19 protein-coding genes are annotated in these 17,680 nt (G+C 65.2%); 11 read left to right on the top strand and 8 right to left on the bottom strand.

Annotated features, from left to right (window positions below; translation table 11 throughout):
- Positions 1-182 precede the first annotated feature (182 nt).
- Positions 183-521, top strand: coding sequence for a hypothetical protein (locus QM712_RS14770; protein ID WP_415023848.1), 339 nt, complete (start codon positions 183-185; stop codon positions 519-521).
- A 194-nt stretch (positions 522-715) separates the two neighbouring features.
- On the opposite strand, the gene QM712_RS14765 is transcribed toward QM712_RS14770, so the two are convergent.
- The 7 genes from QM712_RS14765 to QM712_RS14735 all read right to left on the bottom strand — a co-directional run bounded on the left by QM712_RS14765 (position 716) and on the right by QM712_RS14735 (position 6,167).
- The gene (locus QM712_RS14765; RefSeq protein ID WP_415023928.1) at positions 716-1,420 is read right to left on the bottom strand and encodes an ABC transporter ATP-binding protein; all 705 of its coding nucleotides are present in this window, start codon (positions 1,418-1,420) and stop codon (positions 716-718) included.
- A gap of 16 nt (positions 1,421-1,436) precedes the next feature.
- Positions 1,437-2,204 (bottom strand): ABC transporter ATP-binding protein, encoded by a 768-nt coding sequence (locus QM712_RS14760; protein WP_415023847.1) that lies wholly within the window; start codon positions 2,202-2,204, stop codon positions 1,437-1,439.
- Entirely contained in the window at positions 2,197-3,141 is a 945-nt protein-coding gene (locus QM712_RS14755) for a branched-chain amino acid ABC transporter permease (protein ID WP_415023846.1), read from the bottom strand. The genes QM712_RS14760 and QM712_RS14755 overlap by 8 nt, the downstream gene beginning before the upstream one ends.
- Entirely contained in the window at positions 3,138-4,055 is a 918-nt protein-coding gene (locus QM712_RS14750) for a branched-chain amino acid ABC transporter permease (protein ID WP_008143427.1), read from the bottom strand. The genes QM712_RS14755 and QM712_RS14750 overlap by 4 nt, the downstream gene beginning before the upstream one ends.
- A gap of 419 nt (positions 4,056-4,474) precedes the next feature.
- Entirely contained in the window at positions 4,475-4,693 is a 219-nt protein-coding gene (locus QM712_RS14745) for a hypothetical protein (RefSeq protein ID WP_415023845.1), read from the bottom strand.
- 1 nt (position 4,694) lies between these two features.
- Positions 4,695-5,354 (bottom strand): acyl-homoserine-lactone synthase, encoded by a 660-nt coding sequence (locus QM712_RS14740; protein WP_415023844.1) that lies wholly within the window; start codon positions 5,352-5,354, stop codon positions 4,695-4,697.
- Between the two features lie 84 nt (positions 5,355-5,438).
- A complete protein-coding gene (locus QM712_RS14735; protein ID WP_415023843.1) occupies positions 5,439-6,167 on the bottom strand; it encodes a helix-turn-helix transcriptional regulator in 729 nt (242 codons plus the stop codon).
- Between the two features lie 169 nt (positions 6,168-6,336).
- Between QM712_RS14735 and QM712_RS14730 the strand changes: the two genes are divergently transcribed.
- The 9 genes from QM712_RS14730 to QM712_RS14690 all read left to right on the top strand — a co-directional run bounded on the left by QM712_RS14730 (position 6,337) and on the right by QM712_RS14690 (position 15,180).
- The gene (locus QM712_RS14730) at positions 6,337-6,513 is read left to right on the top strand and encodes a hypothetical protein (RefSeq protein WP_415023842.1); all 177 of its coding nucleotides are present in this window, start codon (positions 6,337-6,339) and stop codon (positions 6,511-6,513) included.
- Positions 6,514-6,631: 118 nt separating this feature from the next.
- Positions 6,632-7,573: a LysR family transcriptional regulator gene (locus tag QM712_RS14725; protein ID WP_415023841.1), complete on the top strand. Its 942-nt coding sequence runs from the start codon at positions 6,632-6,634 to the stop codon at positions 7,571-7,573.
- A 131-nt stretch (positions 7,574-7,704) separates the two neighbouring features.
- Positions 7,705-8,580, top strand: a complete 876-nt coding sequence (locus QM712_RS14720; RefSeq protein ID WP_415023840.1) for a shikimate dehydrogenase — start codon at positions 7,705-7,707, stop codon at positions 8,578-8,580.
- Between the two features lie 58 nt (positions 8,581-8,638).
- Positions 8,639-9,769: an ABC transporter substrate-binding protein gene (locus QM712_RS14715; RefSeq protein WP_415023839.1), complete on the top strand. Its 1,131-nt coding sequence runs from the start codon at positions 8,639-8,641 to the stop codon at positions 9,767-9,769.
- Between the two features lie 184 nt (positions 9,770-9,953).
- Positions 9,954-10,829: a branched-chain amino acid ABC transporter permease gene (locus tag QM712_RS14710; RefSeq protein ID WP_415023838.1), complete on the top strand. Its 876-nt coding sequence runs from the start codon at positions 9,954-9,956 to the stop codon at positions 10,827-10,829.
- Complete coding sequence (locus QM712_RS14705) at positions 10,826-11,824, top strand: branched-chain amino acid ABC transporter permease (protein ID WP_415023837.1); 999 nt, start codon at positions 10,826-10,828, stop codon at positions 11,822-11,824. Before QM712_RS14710 ends, QM712_RS14705 begins: the two co-directional genes overlap by 4 nt.
- Positions 11,821-12,564 (top strand): ABC transporter ATP-binding protein, encoded by a 744-nt coding sequence (locus QM712_RS14700; protein WP_415023836.1) that lies wholly within the window; start codon positions 11,821-11,823, stop codon positions 12,562-12,564. Before QM712_RS14705 ends, QM712_RS14700 begins: the two co-directional genes overlap by 4 nt.
- A 10-nt stretch (positions 12,565-12,574) precedes the next feature.
- A complete protein-coding gene (locus QM712_RS14695; RefSeq protein ID WP_415023835.1) occupies positions 12,575-13,312 on the top strand; it encodes an ABC transporter ATP-binding protein in 738 nt (245 codons plus the stop codon).
- The gene (locus tag QM712_RS14690; RefSeq protein WP_415023834.1) at positions 13,309-15,180 is read left to right on the top strand and encodes a bifunctional sugar phosphate isomerase/epimerase/4-hydroxyphenylpyruvate dioxygenase family protein; all 1,872 of its coding nucleotides are present in this window, start codon (positions 13,309-13,311) and stop codon (positions 15,178-15,180) included. Before QM712_RS14695 ends, QM712_RS14690 begins: the two co-directional genes overlap by 4 nt.
- A 187-nt stretch (positions 15,181-15,367) precedes the next feature.
- Here QM712_RS14690 and QM712_RS14685 read toward each other — a convergent pair whose 3' ends face one another.
- The gene (locus tag QM712_RS14685; RefSeq protein WP_415023833.1) at positions 15,368-16,540 is read right to left on the bottom strand and encodes an ABC transporter substrate-binding protein; all 1,173 of its coding nucleotides are present in this window, start codon (positions 16,538-16,540) and stop codon (positions 15,368-15,370) included.
- Positions 16,541-16,846: 306 nt separating this feature from the next.
- Here QM712_RS14685 and QM712_RS14680 point away from each other — a divergent pair.
- Positions 16,847-17,680 (top strand): NAD(P)/FAD-dependent oxidoreductase (locus QM712_RS14680; protein WP_415023832.1); only part of this gene is annotated, 834 nt, incomplete at its 3' end.

Below are 17,680 nucleotides of genomic sequence, written 5' to 3'. Positions count from 1 at the left end.
CGGCCTAGTCTCCAGCCATGTGATCAACAGTGGAGTTCGATCATGTGGGGCCAATTATTCAGTCTGATCTATCGCTTGTCCTGCCGCAGCACCCTGGTCGGCATCGGTGTGCACCGCCTGGCGCGCTAGCCTTAACCAGCCTCGATTGGGTCAGCCGGATTGACCAGATAAGGGATCCCGCCATGCATAAGCTATTTCTGATTGCCGCGATGTCGTTGCTCGTGACGCCCGCCTTCGCCGGCGGCTCGCGGAGCCTCAGCCTGACGGCGACGAACGCAAGCCCGCAAGCGACCGAGTCTCCGGCACCCGCGACAGCCCCGGCGGCCAATGTCCAGACGGCCACCACGGCACCCGCGCCGGCTCCGCCGCCGCCAGCGCCGGCGCCGCAAACCGCAGCGGCCCCGACCGCCATGCCGGCGCCGGTCGCTGCCACGAACGAAGTGGCTAGGCCGAAACACCGCCAAGTCTCCACCGAGGCCCGCGTGATCCGCGAACTGCACCGTCACGGGATCTATTGGTGAGGGTGGACCACCCCTCAGGCCCTTGGTGACAGCGAACGCTCCCTCCTCCGTCGTCGCGAGGAGCGCAGCGACGAAGCAATCCAGTCTCGCTTTGCAGAGAGGAGCTGGATTGCTTCGCTACGCTCGCAATGACGAAGCGAGAAATGACGAGGTCGCAATCACGAGCTGGCAATGACAGGTTTGCCGAAGCGTCCTCAGATCCCGAGATATTTGTGCTGCAGGTCCGGCTCGGCCATCAGCTCGTCCGAGGTTCCGCTCCACACCGTCTTGCCGCGCTCGATGATGTAGTGGCGGTCGCAGATGCGGGCGAGATGGTCGACGTTCTTGTCGACGACGAGGATGGACTGGCCGCGCGTCTTCAGCATCGACAGGCAGCTCCAGATCTCCTCGCGGATCAGCGGCGCCAGCCCCTCGGTCGCTTCGTCCAGGATCAGAAGTTTCGGATTGGTCATCAGCGCGCGACCGATGGCGAGCATCTGTTGCTCGCCGCCGGAAAGCTGGTTGCCCATGTTGGAGGCGCGCTCGGCGAGCCGCGGAAACAGCACGTAGATGGCGGCGAGCGTCCAGGGATTGGCGCTGCCGAAGCGGTCGGCCGCAGCCGCGACGAGGTTTTCGCGCACGGTGAGATTCGGAAAGATCTGGCGTCCTTCGGGGACAAGGCCGACGCCGAGCTTCGCGATCCGGTACGACGGAAGCAGCCTGACCTCGGAGCCCGCAAAACGAATCGCGCCGGCACGCGCCGGTGTCAGGCCCATGATCGAGCGGATGGTCGTGGTCTTGCCCATGCCGTTACGGCCCATCAGCGAGACCATCTCGCCGGGCCGGATCGACAGCGACAGCCCGAACAGCACCTGGGAGAGGCCGTAGCAGGTCTCGATGCCGTCGACATCGAGCAGCATGTCACCCGTCATCTTGTCAGCCATGGCGCGTCACCACATGCTGGTCGCCGAGATAAGCGCGCTTGACCTCTTCGTTGCCGCGGATCGCGGCCGGATCTCCGGAGGCGATGACGCGGCCGTAGACCAGCACCGTGATGCGGTCGGCGAGCGCGAACACCGCCGGCATGTCGTGCTCGACCAGCACGATCGAGACCTCCTTGCGGAGCTCCTGAAGCAGCTTGACCATGCGCTGGGATTCGGTGACGCCGAGGCCCGCCATCGGCTCGTCGAGCAGCAGCAGTTTCGGCTTGCTCGCGAGCGCGACCGCAAGCTCGAGCTCGCGGCGTTCGCCGTGGCTGAGCCGGTTCACCACGACGTCGGCGCGCTCCGCGAGGCCGACGCGATCGAGCGCGGCATGCGCGGCATCGCGCAGGCCTTTTTCCCGGCGTGCGTTGGCGAAGAAGCGGAACGACGTGCCGGCATGAGCCTGCGCCGCCAGCGCGACGTTGTCGGCCGCGGTGAAATCGAGCAGCAGCGAGGTGATCTGGAACGAGCGGGCGAGGCCCAGCGCGCAGCGGCGATAGGCCGGCAGATAGGTGATGTCGCGCCCTGCGAGCGAGACGGTGCCGGCATGCGGCGCGAGATGCCCGGTGAGCTGGCTGATCAGCGTGGTCTTGCCGGCGCCGTTCGGCCCGATGATGGCGTGCAGCTCACCGCTCGCGACGTCGAGCGAGACGTTGTCCGTCGCGGTGATGCCGCCGAAACGGCGCACGAGCTTTTCGACCCGGAGCAGCGGTTCAGCCACGGCCAAGCCTCCCGAGCAGGCCCATGATGCCGCCACGGCCGAACAGCACGATCAGCAGCAGCAGCGGGCCCATGATCAGCGCCCAATATTCGGTGATCTGCGACAGGAATTCCTCCAGCAGCAGATAGACCACCGCGCCCATCACCGGGCCGAACAGCGTGCCCATGCCGCCGAGGATCACCATCACCATGAGATCGCCGGAGCGGGTCCAGTACATCACCGCCGGACTGACGAAATCGGTGTTGTTGGCGAGCAGTGCGCCGGCGAGCCCGCACATGGTGCCGGAAATGACGAAGCAGACGAGCTGGTATCGCTTGGCGGGAAAGCCGATCGCCTGCATGCGCTGCTCGTTCGAGCGCAGGCCCTGCACCACCAGGCCGAATCGCGAATTGGCGATGCGCCAGATCAGGGCGATCACGCCGAGCAGGCAGGCGAGGCAGAGATAATAGAACTGCGTGCGGTTCGACAGGTTGATCAGCCCGGAGAAGTCGCTGCGCTTGTAGACGGTGAGGCCGTCGTCGCCGCCATATCGCGCCAGTCCCGAGGCGACGTAATAGGCCATCTGCGCGAAGGCGAGCGTGATCATGATGAAATAGACGCCGCGGGTGCGCAAACTGAGCGCGCCGATCACCAGCGCGTAGATCGCCGACGCCGCGAGCGCGACCGGAAACTGGATAAAGCCGGAGCCGAAGCCTTCCTGCGCGAGGATGCCGACCGCGTAACCGCCGATGCCGAGATAGGCGGCGTGGCCGAAGCTCATCATGCCGCCATAGCCCATGATGAGGTTCAGGCTCGTCGCCGCCAGCGCCAGGATGACGATGCGGGTGAACAGCGTCAGGATGAAGATGTTTCCCGACAGCTGCGAATAGAGCGGCAGCAGCACGAGGCCCGCCAGCATCAGGGCCGTGACGGCCTTGCTCACAGTGAAAGCCTTCATCGACGGTTGGCCGGAAACAGCCCCTCCGGCCGGACCACCAGCACGATCGCCATCAGCAGGTAGATCAGCATGGAGGACAGTGCGGGCGCGGCGGTGGAGGCGGCTGCGCCGCTCAGCACCTGCCGCAGCAGATTGGGCAGGAAGGCGCGGCCGAGCGTGTCGATCATGCCGACGAAGATCGCGGCCAGGAATGCGCCGCGGATCGAGCCGATGCCGCCGATCACGATGATGACGAAGGCCAGGATCAGGATGTTCTCGCCCATGCCGATCTGCACGGTGAGGATCGGCGCCTGCATCAGCCCTGCGAGCCCCGCGAGAGCGGCGCCGAGGCCGAAGACGAGCGTATAGAGCAGCTTGATGTTGATGCCGAGCGCGCCGATCATCTCGCGGTTGGAGGCGCCGGCCCGGATCAGCATGCCGATACGGGTGCGCATCACGCCGAGATAGAGCAGCAGCGCCACCAGCAGCGCGACCACGATGATGGCCAGGCGATAGGCGGGATAGTGAATGCCGGGCAGGATCGGCACCGGCACCGTGAGCCAGGCCGGCAGCGGCAGCGCCAGCCCCGCCGGCCCCCAGATCAGCCGCACGGCCTCATTGAAGAACAGGATCAGCCCGAAGGTCGCGAGCACGTGGTCGAGATGGTCGCGCCCGTAGAGATGCCGCAGCGCGCTCATCTCGAGCACGATGCCGAGCACCAACGTGGCGCCGAGCGCCAGCAGTGCGCCGAGCAGGAAACTGCCGGTCCAGGCCGCGAACGTGGCCGCGAAATAGGCGCCCATCATGTAGAGCGAGCCATGCGCGAGGTTGACGAGATCCATGATCCCGAACACCAGCGTCAGGCCGGCCGCGAGCAGGAACAGGAGCAGGCCGAACTGCAACCCGTTCAGGAATTGTTCGACGACGAGCAGCATCAAAACTCTTTCAGGCGCACGCGGAATCGCGCCGATGTTCGAACACGGTCGCCATCAGTGAAAGAGCTCCCCCTGCCTCTTCAAGGCAGAAAAATGGGTAATGGCAGTATCGTTCCGAGGCAAGAGCGATTTGACGCCAGACATGCACTTTGTTGCATCTCGGTGGATGCGGTCGCGCCCTCCGCGCGACGCGCTTCCTGCAACGTGCCTATCCCTGCAAGAAGGCTGCCGTACCTGATGGGGCAAGCTGACGCACCCAAACGATCACCCTCCCCCGCGGCCGGGAGAGGGTGCACACGTCGTCGGATCCAAGGCGAGGCGCGCAGCTTCCTTTCCGATGGAAGCGGCACTTCAGGGGCGAGCCCTCCCGCCTCGTCGCGTTCGGCGCGCGGGCCGGTGCCCGCCTGCCGGGGAGATGTCTAATGCGACGTCATCTGCCGGGGGTAGACACCGGGCTCGGCGCGCATGCCGTTGGCCGTCGAGGCTTCCAGCGCCGCCATCCGGAACAGATAGGCGAGCGTCGCCAGCCCGTCGTCTTCCGCCATCTGCGCCAGTTCGAGCGCCATGTCCGACATGTAGCCGAGATTCTCGTCCTTGGTCTGAGCCATGATCTGGCTGTCTCGCATCATGTTCGACATCTCAAGCCGTCTTTCGTTGCGCGGCCGCAAGGCCGCAGGTGTGGGCACGAGCAATGCAATCGATCCGCGGACCGTCCTGGTGAACGACGCTCGCCATGCCGATCCGGTCGCGCACGACGTCGAGTGATTGCTGACGAATCTCGATGGTCGCGGCCATCGTCCAGGAGTTCTCGATCAGCGCCGGTAATCCCAGCGGCGTGACGACGAATCCGATGTCCTGGAAGCGCGGCAGCCACCACGTCTCCATGACGAGGCAGAGACGTTCGATCCCCTGATCGAGGCAGAACTCCTGCGCCGCCGCCATCAATTGCAGATTAAGCGCGCCGTCGCGGCGTTCGCGTGCCACGAAGAACCGCGACCATTCCCAGACGAGGGCGCCGACGGGACAGCCTCGCACCGCCGCCAGATGCGGGAAGACCTCGCTCATCATCGTCGGCTTGGTGGTCGGATACAGGCGGGAGCCACCGAGCACGCGGCGATTTTCGAGCGCAAGCAGGTAGATCGCGTCTTCATTGTCGTAGGCATCGATGTCGCAACCATCGGGCCTGCGCAGCGCCTCCCATTTCCGCTCCTCGACGAAAATCTCGTGGCGCACCCGGAAATGCCGCTCGATGACGTCTTCGTAGAGGTGCCGGTTGGCGGCAGAAATCACATGAATCATGGACTCCCCCATTGTTGAGACGGGGAAAGCCTCACGGAAAACGGCGGAGACGACTATTGGGAAATTTCCCAGTAGGCGGCGGTCTCAGGGATTGATGATTCTCTGGCGGATCGCGAGCGCGACCGCGTGCGTCCGGTTGACGGCACCGAGCTTGCGCGCCGCAGTTGCGAGATGCTCTTCGGCGGTGCGCTGTGTGATGTGGAGGATCTCGCCGATCTCCCAGGCCGACTTGCCCTGGGAGGCCCAGGCAATCACCTCGCGCTCGCGCGGGGTGAGGCGCGCCGACGGATGCTGCGGCGGGGCAAGCAGGCGGCGAATGTGATCGAAGCCGTACATCGCCATCAGATGCAGCGCCGGCTTGCTGCGCGCATTGAGATCGAGGTGGACGCCGCCGAGCGACACGCCGGCCTCGTAGCCGGTCAATCCGTGGATCGGAACGACGAAGCCGTGAGACATGCGGAAATCGGCGGCGCGCCGCATCACCTCCAGCGCACCGAGTTCGAGTTCGGCGTCATAGGGGGCTTCCGACCATTCGAATGGATTGACCGTGTGCCGACACATGCGGATCACGGGATCGACGCGGTCGTAACTCTTTTCCGTATAGAGGTTGAACCACTCCACCGGCCAGCGTTTGGCCAGCACCATCTGCGCGAAGCGCTGATCGGGATTGGGCAGGCCGGTCACGATGATGTGCTCGAAGCCGTAACGGCCGAACGCAGTTGCGAGCGCGTCCATGGCGTCGGGAACACTGGTGTGGGTTCCCAGCCCCTCGATGAAGTCCAGCGCTTCCCGGCCATAATCCACGGCGGACATCGGTGCGTTTCCTGACCCTCACTGTTCCCTATAGCACGTCTTCGGGCGCGGCCTCAATTCGCCGGCCGCTTCCGTGGTTCCGCCATGCAACCCGCCCTCCCGACGCGATCTACTTGTGGAGGAAGTGAGGGACGGATACACCTATGACGTCTGAAGCGGGGAAACCACGATGGAAGACGAGAACATCGCCCTCAACAGCGTGCTCGGCCTCGAACTCAACCGCGTGTTTTTCGCCGTCCGCGAAGCGGCAAACAAGAAGAGGATCGTCGAGTTCGCGCGCGAGGTGCTGGACAGCGAGCGCGCGAAACCCAGCGAGAGCGCTTCGCCGGAGGGGCCGGCGGGCTAGGACGCGAGCGACGCCCGGTCGATCTTGACCGCCAATGTCGGCACGGCCACTTGCCGCTGGCTGTCATCGCGGCTCTCTGGGATGATCGCCCCCACGATTGTCCGCGGATGCCCGGAACATGATGACACTACGCCAGGTCGAGGTGATCCGTGCCGTGATGGTGACGGGTACCATTGCCGGCGCGGCGAAGCTGCTCAACGTGTCGGCGCCCGGCATCAGCCGGCTCGTCAAATATACCGAGCGTTCGCTCGGCATCCGCTTCTTCCAGCGCCAGAACGGGCGCTACTTCCCGACCCCGGAAGCCGAGAACATCTTCGAGCAGATCAACGGCGTCTACAAGAAGGTCGATGATCTCGCCGAAACCATCTCCAAGATCGGGCGCGGCGGCCTCTCCGAACTGCGCATCGGCTCGGTCCCGAGCATTGCACAGGTGATGGTGCCGCGCGCGATCGAACGCGTCCGGCGCCGCTATCCGGATCTCGGCATCGACATCAACATCCTCAAGCTCGAGGAGGCCATCGACTATCTCATGCTCGGACGCGGCGAGTGCGTCGCGACGAGCTATCGCATCGAGCATTCCGGGCTCGATTTCATGCCGCTCGCCTCCGGTGAATTGTACTGCATCGTGCCGCCCGGCCATGAACTGGCAGGGCGCAAGCAGGTGTCCGCCGCCGAGATCACCCGCTATCCGCTGATCGGCATCGATGCCAACGATCCTTACGGACGGATCATGGCGGAGATCTTCGCGCGCAATCGCCTCGACTACGACATCACCATCCGCGCTCGCTTCGGAACCACGGTCTGCGCGCTCGTGAAGGCGGGCCTCGGCGTCGCCGTCATCGACCAGTTCACGGTGGCTCACGGCGGCTATTCCGGCATCGAGCTCCTGAAGATCACCGAGCCGACGAGGTTCGATACCTACATCGCGGTCAAGCGCGGCGCGCCACTGTCGCTCCATGCCGAGTCATTCATCGAGGCGCTGCGCGCCGAGATGCGCGCGGTCGAGCCATCCCACGCCAACGGCAAGGGCACGCCATCTCGCGGGCGCCGGCGAAAATAACATCATGTTAGGTTTGCCGGATAAATGAATAATTGTGTTAGGCCGGAGAACGGCTATCGTCGCGCCTGGAATTACGTTGACCACCCGCGAGTGGACCGGGATAAACGCTCCTCACGAGACGATCGCACACCATGTCCAAGCGCGGATCCGCCACCAGCAAGAAGCTCCTCACCGGACTGATCGGTGCGCCGATCGCCCATTCCGCTTCGCCCGCCATGCACGAGAGCGCCGCCGCGGCGCTCGGCCTGCGCGGCCACTATCAGCTCATCGAGGTCGCCGGCGCCGATGCGGACGCGCTCCGCCTGATGCTGGAGGGCGTAAGGCGGCTCGGCTTCGCCGGCGTCAACGTCACCTATCCCTACAAGGAAGCGGTCGTCCCCCTGCTCGACGAGCTGGCGCCGGGTGCTGCTGCGATGGGCGCGGTGAACACCGTCGTGGTCAGGGACGACCGTCTGATCGGCCACAACACGGACACGACCGGCTTTGCCCGCGCGGTGGCGCCGTTGCTGGCACCGTCCGGCAACGCCGTTGCCGTGATCGGCGCCGGCGGTGTCGGCAAGGCGATCGCATTCGCGCTGGCGAACCTGAAGGTCGCGGACATCCGCATCTTCGACAGCGAGCCCGCGCGCGCCGAGCGGCTCGCCGGCCTGCTGACCGTGGCGGGGGCTCGGGTCACCGCAAGCGCCGAGGATGCGCTCGACCGCGCCACCGGCCTCGTCAACGGCACGCCGGTCGGCATGCTGCCGAACCGGGGCATGCCCGTTCCGGCGGCGCTGCTGCACGACAAGCTCTGGGTTGCGGATGCCGTCTACTCGCCGTTGATCACACCGATGCTGGCGGCAGCAGAGGCCGAGGGCGCGCGGATCATGACCGGACGGGAGCTTGCGATCTATCAGGCGGCCGACGCCTTCGAATTGTTCACCGGCCTTGCACCATCGACGGATGTCATGGGAGAGGCATTTGATGGCGTGATGGCGGAGCGAAGCGCGACCTACACGGCAGCCTGACCCAAGCGGCCGCACACAAGGCCGTCCAAAAAGCAGAAAACACCAAGGGAGGAATGAGATGAAGTCCACACTATTGGCGGGCGCCCTGCTTGCCTTCGCTGCGGCAACCGGCGTCCATGCGCAGGCGATCAAGCTCGCCGATGTCGCCGAACTCTCGGGCGGCGGCGCCACCGTCGGCACCAACTGGAAGAACGGCATCGACCTCGCCATCGAGGAGATCAATGCCAAGGGCGGCGTGCTCGGCCGCAAGCTCGAAGTCACCCATGCCGACTCGCAATCCAACCCTGGCGTTGCGCGCGCGCAGGTGCAGAAGGCGCTCGACGCCGAACCCTATGTGCTGCTCGGCCCCGGCTATTCCGGCTCGGTCAAGGTCACCGCACCGCTCGCCGCCGAAGCCGGCATCGCGCAGATCATGGGTGGTGAGGCCGCCGAGCTGACGCAGGCCGGCAACAAGTACACGTTCCGCACCTCCTTCGGTCAGCAATCGTCGATGCCGAAGGTGGCGAGATACATCCACGACGACATGAAGGCGAAATCGGTCGCGGTGGTCTGGGTCAACAATGATTTCGGCCGCGGCGGGCGCGACGTCATCATCAAGGAACTCGACCACCTCGGCTCCAAGGTGGTCGCCGACCTCTCTACCGAAGCGGGCCAAGCCGATTTCGCCGCCGACGTCGGCAAGATCAAGGCCGCCAATCCCGATGCCGTGTTCGTCTACCTGAACGAGGAAGAGAGCGCGCGCATCCTGAAGGAGCTGAAGCGCCAGGGCGTCACCGCACCACTGATGGGCGAGACCACGCTGATCGGCCAGAAGGTGATCGAGCTGGCCGGCGATGCCGCCAACGGCGCGCGCGGCCATGTCGGCCTCACCACGGACGCGCCGGTCGACCTGATCAAGGGTTTCCGTGACCGCTTCGCCAAGAAATACAACTACGTGCCGGACCATAACGGCCTGAAGGGCTATCTCGCCGTCTACATGGTGAAGGCCACGACCGAGAAGATGGGCAAGGTCGACCCGAAGGCGTTCGCCGACACGCTGCACGGCCTGACCATCAAGGCGGCCGACGAGCCGGGCATCCTGATGGACGTCACCTTCGACCAGAACGGCGACATCGATCGCCAGAGCTTCCTGGTCGAAGTGGTCGAAGGCAAGCAGATGGTGAAGCAGGTGTTGCCGAAATTGAAGTGAGGGCTTCTTCGCCTCTCCCCGCCTGCGGCGAGAGGCGACACGCGAAGCCTGGCGGGTGAGGGGCCCCTCCGCGAAACGGATTGCCATCGTCCTCGCGGAGACTCCTCCTCACCCCACCCCTCTCTCCGCAAACGGGGCGAGGGGGATAAAGGAGCGGGACGAGAAGGCGCGGCGAGAGAGGAACATGTCCAATCTGTTCGATCTTCTGATCGCGGGACTTGCTACCGGCGCCATCTACGCGCTGGTCGCGGTCGGCTTCACGCTGTTGTGGCAGACCTCGCAGACCATCAACTTCGCGCAGGGCGAGTTCGTGATGCTACCCGCGTTCCTGATGCTCGCGACGATGCATGCCGGCGCGCCGTTCTGGCTGGCGATCGTTCTCGGCATCCTGCTGTCGATGATCCTGCTCGGTCTCGGCTTCAAGATGCTGCTGGTCGATCCGATGATGCGCCATGGCGTGCTGCCGCTCGCGATCGCGACCATGGCGCTGGCGATCGGCATCAAGGAAGCGGTGAAGCAGTTCTTCAGCGCCGAGGCTTCCCCCTTCCCTTCGATCGTGCCGACCGGCGACGTCTCCGTTCTCGGACACGCCGTCTCGCTGCAAAGCATCGGCGTTCTCGTCGTCGCGATCCTCGCCGTCACCGGCCTGACCACGCTCCTGAATCGCACCTCGCTCGGACACCAGATGCAGGCTGCGGCACAGAACCCGACCGTTGCGCGCATCATCGGCGTGCCGGTCGAGCGGATGATCCTGCTGACCTTCCTGATCAACGCCGTGCTGGTCGCGTTGGCCTCGCTGCTGATCACGCCGATCTATCTGGCCAAGTTCTCCAGCGGAGAAGTGCTCGGCCAGGCCGCCTTCATCGCGGCGATCGTCGGAGGCTTCAACCAGGTGCGCGGCGCGATCGCCGGCGGCCTCCTGATCGGCGTGCTCGACAATCTCGCGGCCGCCTACGTCTCCACCCAGTATCGCGCGGCCGTACCGCTGGTCTTCCTGATCCTCGTCATCCTGTTCCGGCCGCAGGGCCTGCTCGGCCGCGCCGAGGAGCGCACGGTATGAGCGGACTCGGCAGAGCCCTGAAGATCGCGCTCGGGCTCGCCGTGATCGCGGCGCTGATCCTCGTCCCCATGAACTTCAACCGCTACGGCCTGTTCATCCTCAGCCAGTGGGCGGTGATGACGATCGCCGCGATGGGGCTCAATTTGACGCTCGGCTATGCCGGCCAGGTCTCGCTGGCGCAGGGCGCGTTCGTTGGGATCGGCGCTTATGCATCGGCGATCATGACCAGTCATGGCTGGCCGTTGCCGGCGGCGATCATGGCCGCCATCGTGCTGAGCTTCGCCGTCGGCTGGATGCTCGGCTATCCCGCGCTGCGCGTGCAGCACCACTACCTCGCCTTCGTCACCCTTGCCTTCTCGACGCTGGCCTTCCTCGTGTTCCGCAACGAAAGCTGGCTCACCGGAGGTATCTACGGCATCTCCAACATTCCGCGGCCGCACATCCTGGGGATCGCGACCAGCAAGCCGCTGCCCTTCTATTACGTCTGCCTCGGCACCCTCGCGATCGTGTCCCTGGCGGTGTGGTGGCTGATCCGCTCGCCCTGGGGCCGCGCCTTCATGGCACTGCGCGAGAATCCCCTGCGCGCGCAATCGCTCGGGGTCGATACGCGGCGCTACACGCTGATGGCGTTTGCGATCGGCTCGGCGCTCGGCGGCGTCGCCGGCGCGCTCTATGCACCACTGACGCAATATATCGACCCGGTGCCGTTCAACCTGTCGCTCTCGCTCGACCTCCTGATGATGGTGATCGTCGGCGGCGCCGGCTTCTATTTCGGCCCCTTCCTGGGAGCGATGATCGCGGTCCTGCTGCCGGAATGGCTGCGCTTCACCGAGGGTTATTATCTGATGCTCTACGCGCTCGCGGTGATCCTGCTCCTGGTCTGGTCGCCGACCGGCATCCTGGGAATCCTCGACCGCGCCATGGCCGCACGGCGGACCAGGTCCGCCTCCGCACTGCGCGCCGTCGCGAAATCCCGCCTGGAGACCGCGCAATGAGCACGGTGCTCGAGGTCGCGAACATCAGGAAGAGCTTCGGCGGGATCACCGCGGTCGATGGCGTCTCCTTCGACGTGCGCGAGGGCGAGATCCTCGGCCTGATCGGACCTAACGGCTGCGGCAAGTCGACCTTGTTCAACTGCATTCTCGGCCAGCTCACACCGTCAGGCGGCGAGGTCAGGCTCGACGGCAAGGTCGTCACCGGCCTGCGCCCCTCCGAACTCAACAAGCTCGGGGTCAGCCGCACCTTCCAGCTCCTGCAGGTCTTCCCGAAGCTCTCGGTGCGCGAGAACCTGATCCTGGCGGGCCAGGAGCACCAGGGCAACATGGCCGCCCGCCTGATCGGCCGCTCCGATGCCGGGTTGACGGACAGCGCCGACCAGATGATCGGCTTCTTCAAGCTCGATCATCTCGCCGCCGAACCGGCCGGCGGTCTCTCCTACGGCCAGCAGAAGCTGCTCGATGCCGCGATGGCTTTCATGGGCGGACCGCGGCTGGTGCTGCTCGACGAGCCGGCGGGCGGCGTCAACCCGTCGATGCTCGCCGACCTGAAGGAGCGGCTGGTGGCGATCAACCGCGAGAGGAACGCGACCTTCGTCGTGATCGAACACAACATGGAGTTCGTGATGTCGCTTTGCTCGCGCGTGATGGTGATGGCGGAAGGCAAAGTGCTGGCGATGGGACGGCCGGACGAGATCCGCCGGAACCCCGCCGTGATCGAAGCCTATCTCGGGCATTGAGGAGGCGGCCATGAGCGATCCCATCCTCTCGGTTCACAATCTCGTCGGCGGCTACGGCAAGATGACGATCCTGAACGGCACGACCTTCAGCGTGCCGCAGGCCACCATCACCACCATCATCGGCCCGAACGGTGCCGGCAAATCCACCGTGTTCAAGGCGATCTTCGGCTTGCTGAAGCTGCGCGAGGGCAAGGTCGGCTTCGCCGGCAACGACGTCACCCATCTGAACCAGCGCGCATTGCTCAACGCCGGCATCTGCTACGTGCCGCAGGGCCGCAACATCTTTCCCGAGCTGTCGGTGCGTCACAATATCGAACTCGGCGGCGTCGCGGCCGGCAAGGATATCGATCTGCCCAGGCGGATCGAGGCCGCGCTCGACCTGTTTCCCGCACTGCGCCGCAAGTCGGCGCAGCAGGCCTCCACGCTGTCGGGCGGCGAACAGAAGCAGCTCGAGATCGCCCGCTCGCTTCTGCTCGAGCCGAAACTCGTCCTGGTCGACGAACCCTCGATCGGCCTGTCGCCGCTGATGGTGCAGCAGACCTTCGACATCCTCAAGAGCCTGCGCGACCGCGGCGTCACGATCCTGATGATCGAGCAGAACGCCCGCTCGGCGCTGGAGATTTCCGACATCGGCATCGTGCTCGAACTCGGCCAGACCCGCATGGTCGACAAGGCGGAGCGCATCCTGAACGACCCCCGCATCGGCCAGCTTTTCCTCGGTGGCACCATGGAGGACAACGCAGCATGAACAAGCGCTCTATTGCGACCGTGTCCGTTTCGGGGGCTCTCGACGAGAAGCTCCGCGCCATCGCATCGGCCGGGTTCGATGCGGTCGAGATCTTCGAGAACGATCTGTTGTCGTTCGGCGCGGGCCCGCGCGACATCGCGAAGTTCTGCCGCGATCTCGATCTCGGCATCTGCGCGTTCCAGCCGTTCCGCGATTTCGAGGGCATGCCGGAGCCGCAGCGCACGCGCAATTTCGCGCGCGCCGAACGGAAGTTCGACCTGATGCAGGAGCTCGGGACCGACCTGCTGCTGATCTGCTCCAACGTATCGCCGGCTTCGCTCGGCGGCATCGACCGCGCCGCGGACGATTTCCGCGAACTCGGCGAACGCGCGGCCAGGCGCGGCTTGCGCGTCGGCTTCGAGGCTCTGGCCTGGGGACTCCACGTCAACGACTACCGCGACGCCTGGGAGATCGTGCGGCGCGCCGATCATCCCGCGATCGGCGTCATCCTCGACAGCTTTCACGCGCTGGCACCGGGATTTCCGACCCGCGCCATGGCCTCGATCCCCGGCGACAAGATCTTCCTGGTGCAGCTTGCCGACGCGCCAAGGCTCGAACTCGACATCCTCTCCTGGAGCCGGCACTTCCGCTCCTTCCCCGGCCAGGGCGACCTGCCGATCCGCGAGTTCATGGCCGCGATCGCGGCAACGGGCTATGCCGGGCCGCTGTCGCTGGAGATCTTCAACGACCAGTTCCGCGCGGGCTCGGCCACCCAGACCGCGATCGACGGCCTGCGCTCGCTGATCCTGCTGGAGGACCAACTCGCGCCGGATTGGCCCAGGCTCGCCGGCGAGCCGCTGGCACCGAAGGCCAAAAGCCATGGCACGGGCTTCATCGAATTCGCCGTCAACGAGACCAAGGCGGGCGAGCTTGCCCATCTGTTCGCGCAACTCGGCTTCCGCAAGACCGGCAAGCATCGCAGCAAGGCGGTGGAGCGCTGGTCGCAAGGCAAGGTCGAACTCGTGATCAACAGCGAGACCGACGGCTTTGCGCATTCCCACTATGTCACGCACGGTCCCGGTGTCTGCGCGATCGCGCTCGACGTCGACGATGCCGGCCTCGCCATGCAGCGCGCCGAGGCGCTGAAGGCGCGCACGTTCTACCAGCCGGTCGGGCCGGGCGAACTGGAAATCCCGGCGATCCACGGCGTCGGCGGCAGCCTTCTGTATTTCCTCGATCAGGCCGGCAAGAACTGGGACACCGATTTCGAACGGGTTCCGGACGAAGCGCATACGGACGCCCTGCTCGCCGTCGATCACATCGCGCAGTCGATGCCCTATGACGAGATGCTGTCCTGGCTCTTGTTCTACACCGGCATTCTCGACCTCGAGCGGTTGCCGCAGATGGAGATCGCCGATCCCAGGGGGCTCGTGCAGAGCCAGGCCATCGTCAACGCCGACCAGAGCCTGCGCTTCGTGCTCAACGGCTCCTCCGCCAACCGTACGCTGCCGGCGCGTTTCATCTCGGAGTTCTTCGGCTCCGGCGTGCAGCACGTCGCGTTCGCGTGCCCGGACATCTTCGCGGCGGTCGCGGAGATGCGGAAGCGCGGCGCGGGATTCCTGGATATTCCCGACAATTACTACGACGACATCGAAGCCAAATACGATCTGGCGCCCGAACTGATGGCACGGCTCCGCGCTAACCACATCCTCTACGACCGCGAGGGCGACGGCGAGTTCTTCCAGGTCTACACGCACATCTTCGACGAACGATTCTTCTTTGAGATCGTCGAGCGCAGGAATTATCAGGGTTTCGGCGCGGCCAATGCCGGTATCAGGCTCGCAGCGCAGGCCCGCGAGGTGCGACCCGCGAGCATGCCGCGGGTGTGAGGGTTTCATCCTCTCGCCTTGGGGGAGAGTGTGGCTCGCCGCCGTAAAGCGGCGAGACAAGCGAGGGGTCCATGTCCGCAGACTCGACAGAGGTTGCTTCGCGGAGACAGCCCCCTCAGCCGGCGCTTCGCGCCACCTTCTCCCAGAGGGGGAGAAGGGGCAGCAAGCGTCGTGGCTCCTCAAGCCCTCACTTCATCGGGCACTTGTCGTGGAAGCGGTCCTGGTCGTTCTCGACAATGGTGGCGACCGTCTTCAGAGAGAGCTGACCTTCGGCGTCCTTGACCACGTCCTGCAGGTAGAAGCTCTGCACCGGCACGTGGTTGTTGCCGAACTTGAAGGCGCCGCGCAGCGACTTGAAGTTGGCCTTCTCCATCTCGGCTTTCATCGCGTCCTTCTTGCTGGTGTCGCCCTTCACCGCGACCACCGCGCTGTTGATGAGCTGGGCCGCGTCATAGGCTTGCGCGCCGTAATAGGTCGGACGCAGGCCGGTGTACTTCTTGCGGTAGTCGGCGACGAAGCGCTTGTTCTGCTCGTTGGGGAGGTCGTTGACCCATTCCTGCGCGCCGGGAACGCCGAGCGCGTTCTCCTTCTGCAGCGGCAGTGAAAGTTCGTCGACGGTGAAGGCGGTGTAGAGCGGCATCGTGCTCTTCAGGCCGGCCTGCGCATATTGATTGAGGAACTGCACGCCGGCGGCGCCGGGATAGAACACGAAGATCGACTCAGCGCCCGAGGCGCGCGCCTTGGAGAGTTCGGCGGAGAAATCGAGCTGGCTCGGCCAGACCGTGTATTCCTCGCCCTTGATCTCGCCCTTGAAGGTGCTCTTCAGGCCGGCGAGCATGTCCTTGCCGGCGGCGTAGTTCGGCCCGATCAGGAAGACGCTCTTGACGCCCTTCTGGTTCATGTAGAGGCCCATGGCGGCGGGCGTCTGGTCGTTCTGCCAGGAGGTCGAGAACACGTAGGGGCTGCAGAGCTCACCGGCGACCTGCGACGGGCCGGCATTGGCCGAGATCATGAAGGTCTGCGAGTCCACGGCGGTCTTGAGCGAGGCCAGGAACACGTTCGACCAGATGTAGCCGACGATGAAGTCGACCTTGTCGGACTGTACCAGCTTCTCGGTCTTCTGCTTGCCGACATCGGGCTTCTGGCCGTCGTCCTCGTAGATCACTTCGACCGGCTTGCCGTCCATCTTGCGCCCGAGATGGTCGAGTGCGAGCTCGAAGGAATTGCGCATGTCGTTGCCGATCACGGCAGTCGGGCCGCTGAAGGTCGAGACGAAACCGATCTTGATGGTGTCGCCGGCGAATGCCGGGCTTGCCAGCGCGAGCGCCGCTGCGCCCGCCAGCCAGAATGCCGTCCTCATAACCACTCCCTTCCTTAAACATTATTGATCCCGGCAACGCGGTGATCGCCGCTGCCGGGTCTGTCTCTATCAAGCGCAAAATTCATCGAGCCGCCAATGGCTCAGCGTCTGCCCCTGCACCATATTTCGCCCCAATCGGGAATGGCAAGAAATATAATTCTACTCACTTCGACGAAGGCTGCGGCGCTTTTTCGCGGGCTTCGATACACCCTGCCTATTCCTCGATTGATGACGGCTATTGGACCGCGCGCCACTTTCCGCACTTAAATGACCGGAGAGATCGAATCGAAGGCCAGGGGAATGTCCATGACCACGACACTCCATCGCGTCGTCATCGTCGGAGCCGGTTTCGGCGGGCTCGAGACGGCCCACCGGCTCGCAGGCTGCCCGGTCGCGATCACGCTGATCGATCGCCGCAACCATCACCTGTTCCAGCCGCTGCTCTATCAGGTCGCGACCGCGTCGCTGGCGACCAGCGAGATCGCCTGGCCGGTCCGCCACCTCATGCGCGACCGCAACGAGGTGACGACGCTGTTCGCGACCGTGAGCGGTGTCGATACCGTCAGGCGGTGCGTGCTGATCGACGACGGCAGCGAGGTGCCATACGACACGCTGGTGCTCGCGACCGGCGCGCGGCACGCCTATTTCGGCCATGACGAGTGGGAGCAGTTCGCACCCGGCCTGAAGACGCTGGAGGACGCGACCACGCTGCGCCGGCACATCCTGGTGGCGTTCGAGCGCGCCGAGCGCGAGACCGACCCCGCGCGACGTGCCGCGCGGTTGACCTTCGTCATCGTCGGCGCCGGCCCCACCGGGGTCGAACTCGCCGGCACCATCGCCGAGCTTGCGCATCACACCCTCCCCGGCGATTTCCGCAACATCGACACGCACAAGGCGCGCGTGGTGCTGATCGAGGCCGGTCCGCGCGTGCTGGCCGGGTTTCCCGACGACCTCTCGGCCTATGCGCAGGCCTCGCTGGAAAGGATCGGCGTCGAGGTCGTGCTGGGCCAGGCCGTCACCGAGATCGACCGCGACGGCGTTGTCTTCGGCGGCACGCGGCTCGACGCCAAGACGAGGATCTGGGCCGCCGGCGTGCGCGCCTCGCCCGCCGCCGAGTGGCTCGGCGCACCGGCGGACCGC

The organism is Bradyrhizobium sp., from assembly GCF_047605465.1.
Taxonomy (GTDB): Bacteria; Pseudomonadota; Alphaproteobacteria; order Rhizobiales; family Xanthobacteraceae; genus Bradyrhizobium.
The sequence above is the reverse complement of the archived record's forward strand: the minus strand, read 5'-3'. Positions and strand labels throughout refer to the sequence as shown.

What these genes read in the sequence shown, in the direction of transcription:
- QM712_RS14740 (WP_415023844.1), bottom strand. Translation starts at nt 5,354, where the DNA reads ATGATTCATGTGATTTCTGCCGCCAACCGGCACCTCTACGAAGACGTC.
- QM712_RS14695 (WP_415023835.1), top strand. Translation starts at nt 12,575, where the DNA reads ATGAGCGATCCCATCCTCTCGGTTCACAATCTCGTCGGCGGCTACGGC.
- QM712_RS14690 (WP_415023834.1), top strand. Translation starts at nt 13,309, where the DNA reads ATGAACAAGCGCTCTATTGCGACCGTGTCCGTTTCGGGGGCTCTCGAC.
- QM712_RS14720 (WP_415023840.1), top strand. Translation starts at nt 7,705, where the DNA reads ATGTCCAAGCGCGGATCCGCCACCAGCAAGAAGCTCCTCACCGGACTG.
- QM712_RS14710 (WP_415023838.1), top strand. Translation starts at nt 9,954, where the DNA reads ATGTCCAATCTGTTCGATCTTCTGATCGCGGGACTTGCTACCGGCGCC.
- QM712_RS14765 (WP_415023928.1), bottom strand. Translation starts at nt 1,420, where the DNA reads ATGCTGCTCGATGTCGACGGCATCGAGACCTGCTACGGCCTCTCCCAG.
- QM712_RS14685 (WP_415023833.1), bottom strand. Translation starts at nt 16,540, where the DNA reads ATGAGGACGGCATTCTGGCTGGCGGGCGCAGCGGCGCTCGCGCTGGCA.
- QM712_RS14725 (WP_415023841.1), top strand. Translation starts at nt 6,632, where the DNA reads ATGATGACACTACGCCAGGTCGAGGTGATCCGTGCCGTGATGGTGACG.
- QM712_RS14770 (WP_415023848.1), top strand. Translation starts at nt 183, where the DNA reads ATGCATAAGCTATTTCTGATTGCCGCGATGTCGTTGCTCGTGACGCCC.
- QM712_RS14715 (WP_415023839.1), top strand. Translation starts at nt 8,639, where the DNA reads ATGAAGTCCACACTATTGGCGGGCGCCCTGCTTGCCTTCGCTGCGGCA.
- QM712_RS14730 (WP_415023842.1), top strand. Translation starts at nt 6,337, where the DNA reads ATGGAAGACGAGAACATCGCCCTCAACAGCGTGCTCGGCCTCGAACTC.
- QM712_RS14750 (WP_008143427.1), bottom strand. Translation starts at nt 4,055, where the DNA reads ATGCTGCTCGTCGTCGAACAATTCCTGAACGGGTTGCAGTTCGGCCTG.
- QM712_RS14745 (WP_415023845.1), bottom strand. Translation starts at nt 4,693, where the DNA reads ATGTCGAACATGATGCGAGACAGCCAGATCATGGCTCAGACCAAGGAC.
- QM712_RS14735 (WP_415023843.1), bottom strand. Translation starts at nt 6,167, where the DNA reads ATGTCCGCCGTGGATTATGGCCGGGAAGCGCTGGACTTCATCGAGGGG.
- QM712_RS14755 (WP_415023846.1), bottom strand. Translation starts at nt 3,141, where the DNA reads ATGAAGGCTTTCACTGTGAGCAAGGCCGTCACGGCCCTGATGCTGGCG.
- QM712_RS14700 (WP_415023836.1), top strand. Translation starts at nt 11,821, where the DNA reads ATGAGCACGGTGCTCGAGGTCGCGAACATCAGGAAGAGCTTCGGCGGG.
- QM712_RS14705 (WP_415023837.1), top strand. Translation starts at nt 10,826, where the DNA reads ATGAGCGGACTCGGCAGAGCCCTGAAGATCGCGCTCGGGCTCGCCGTG.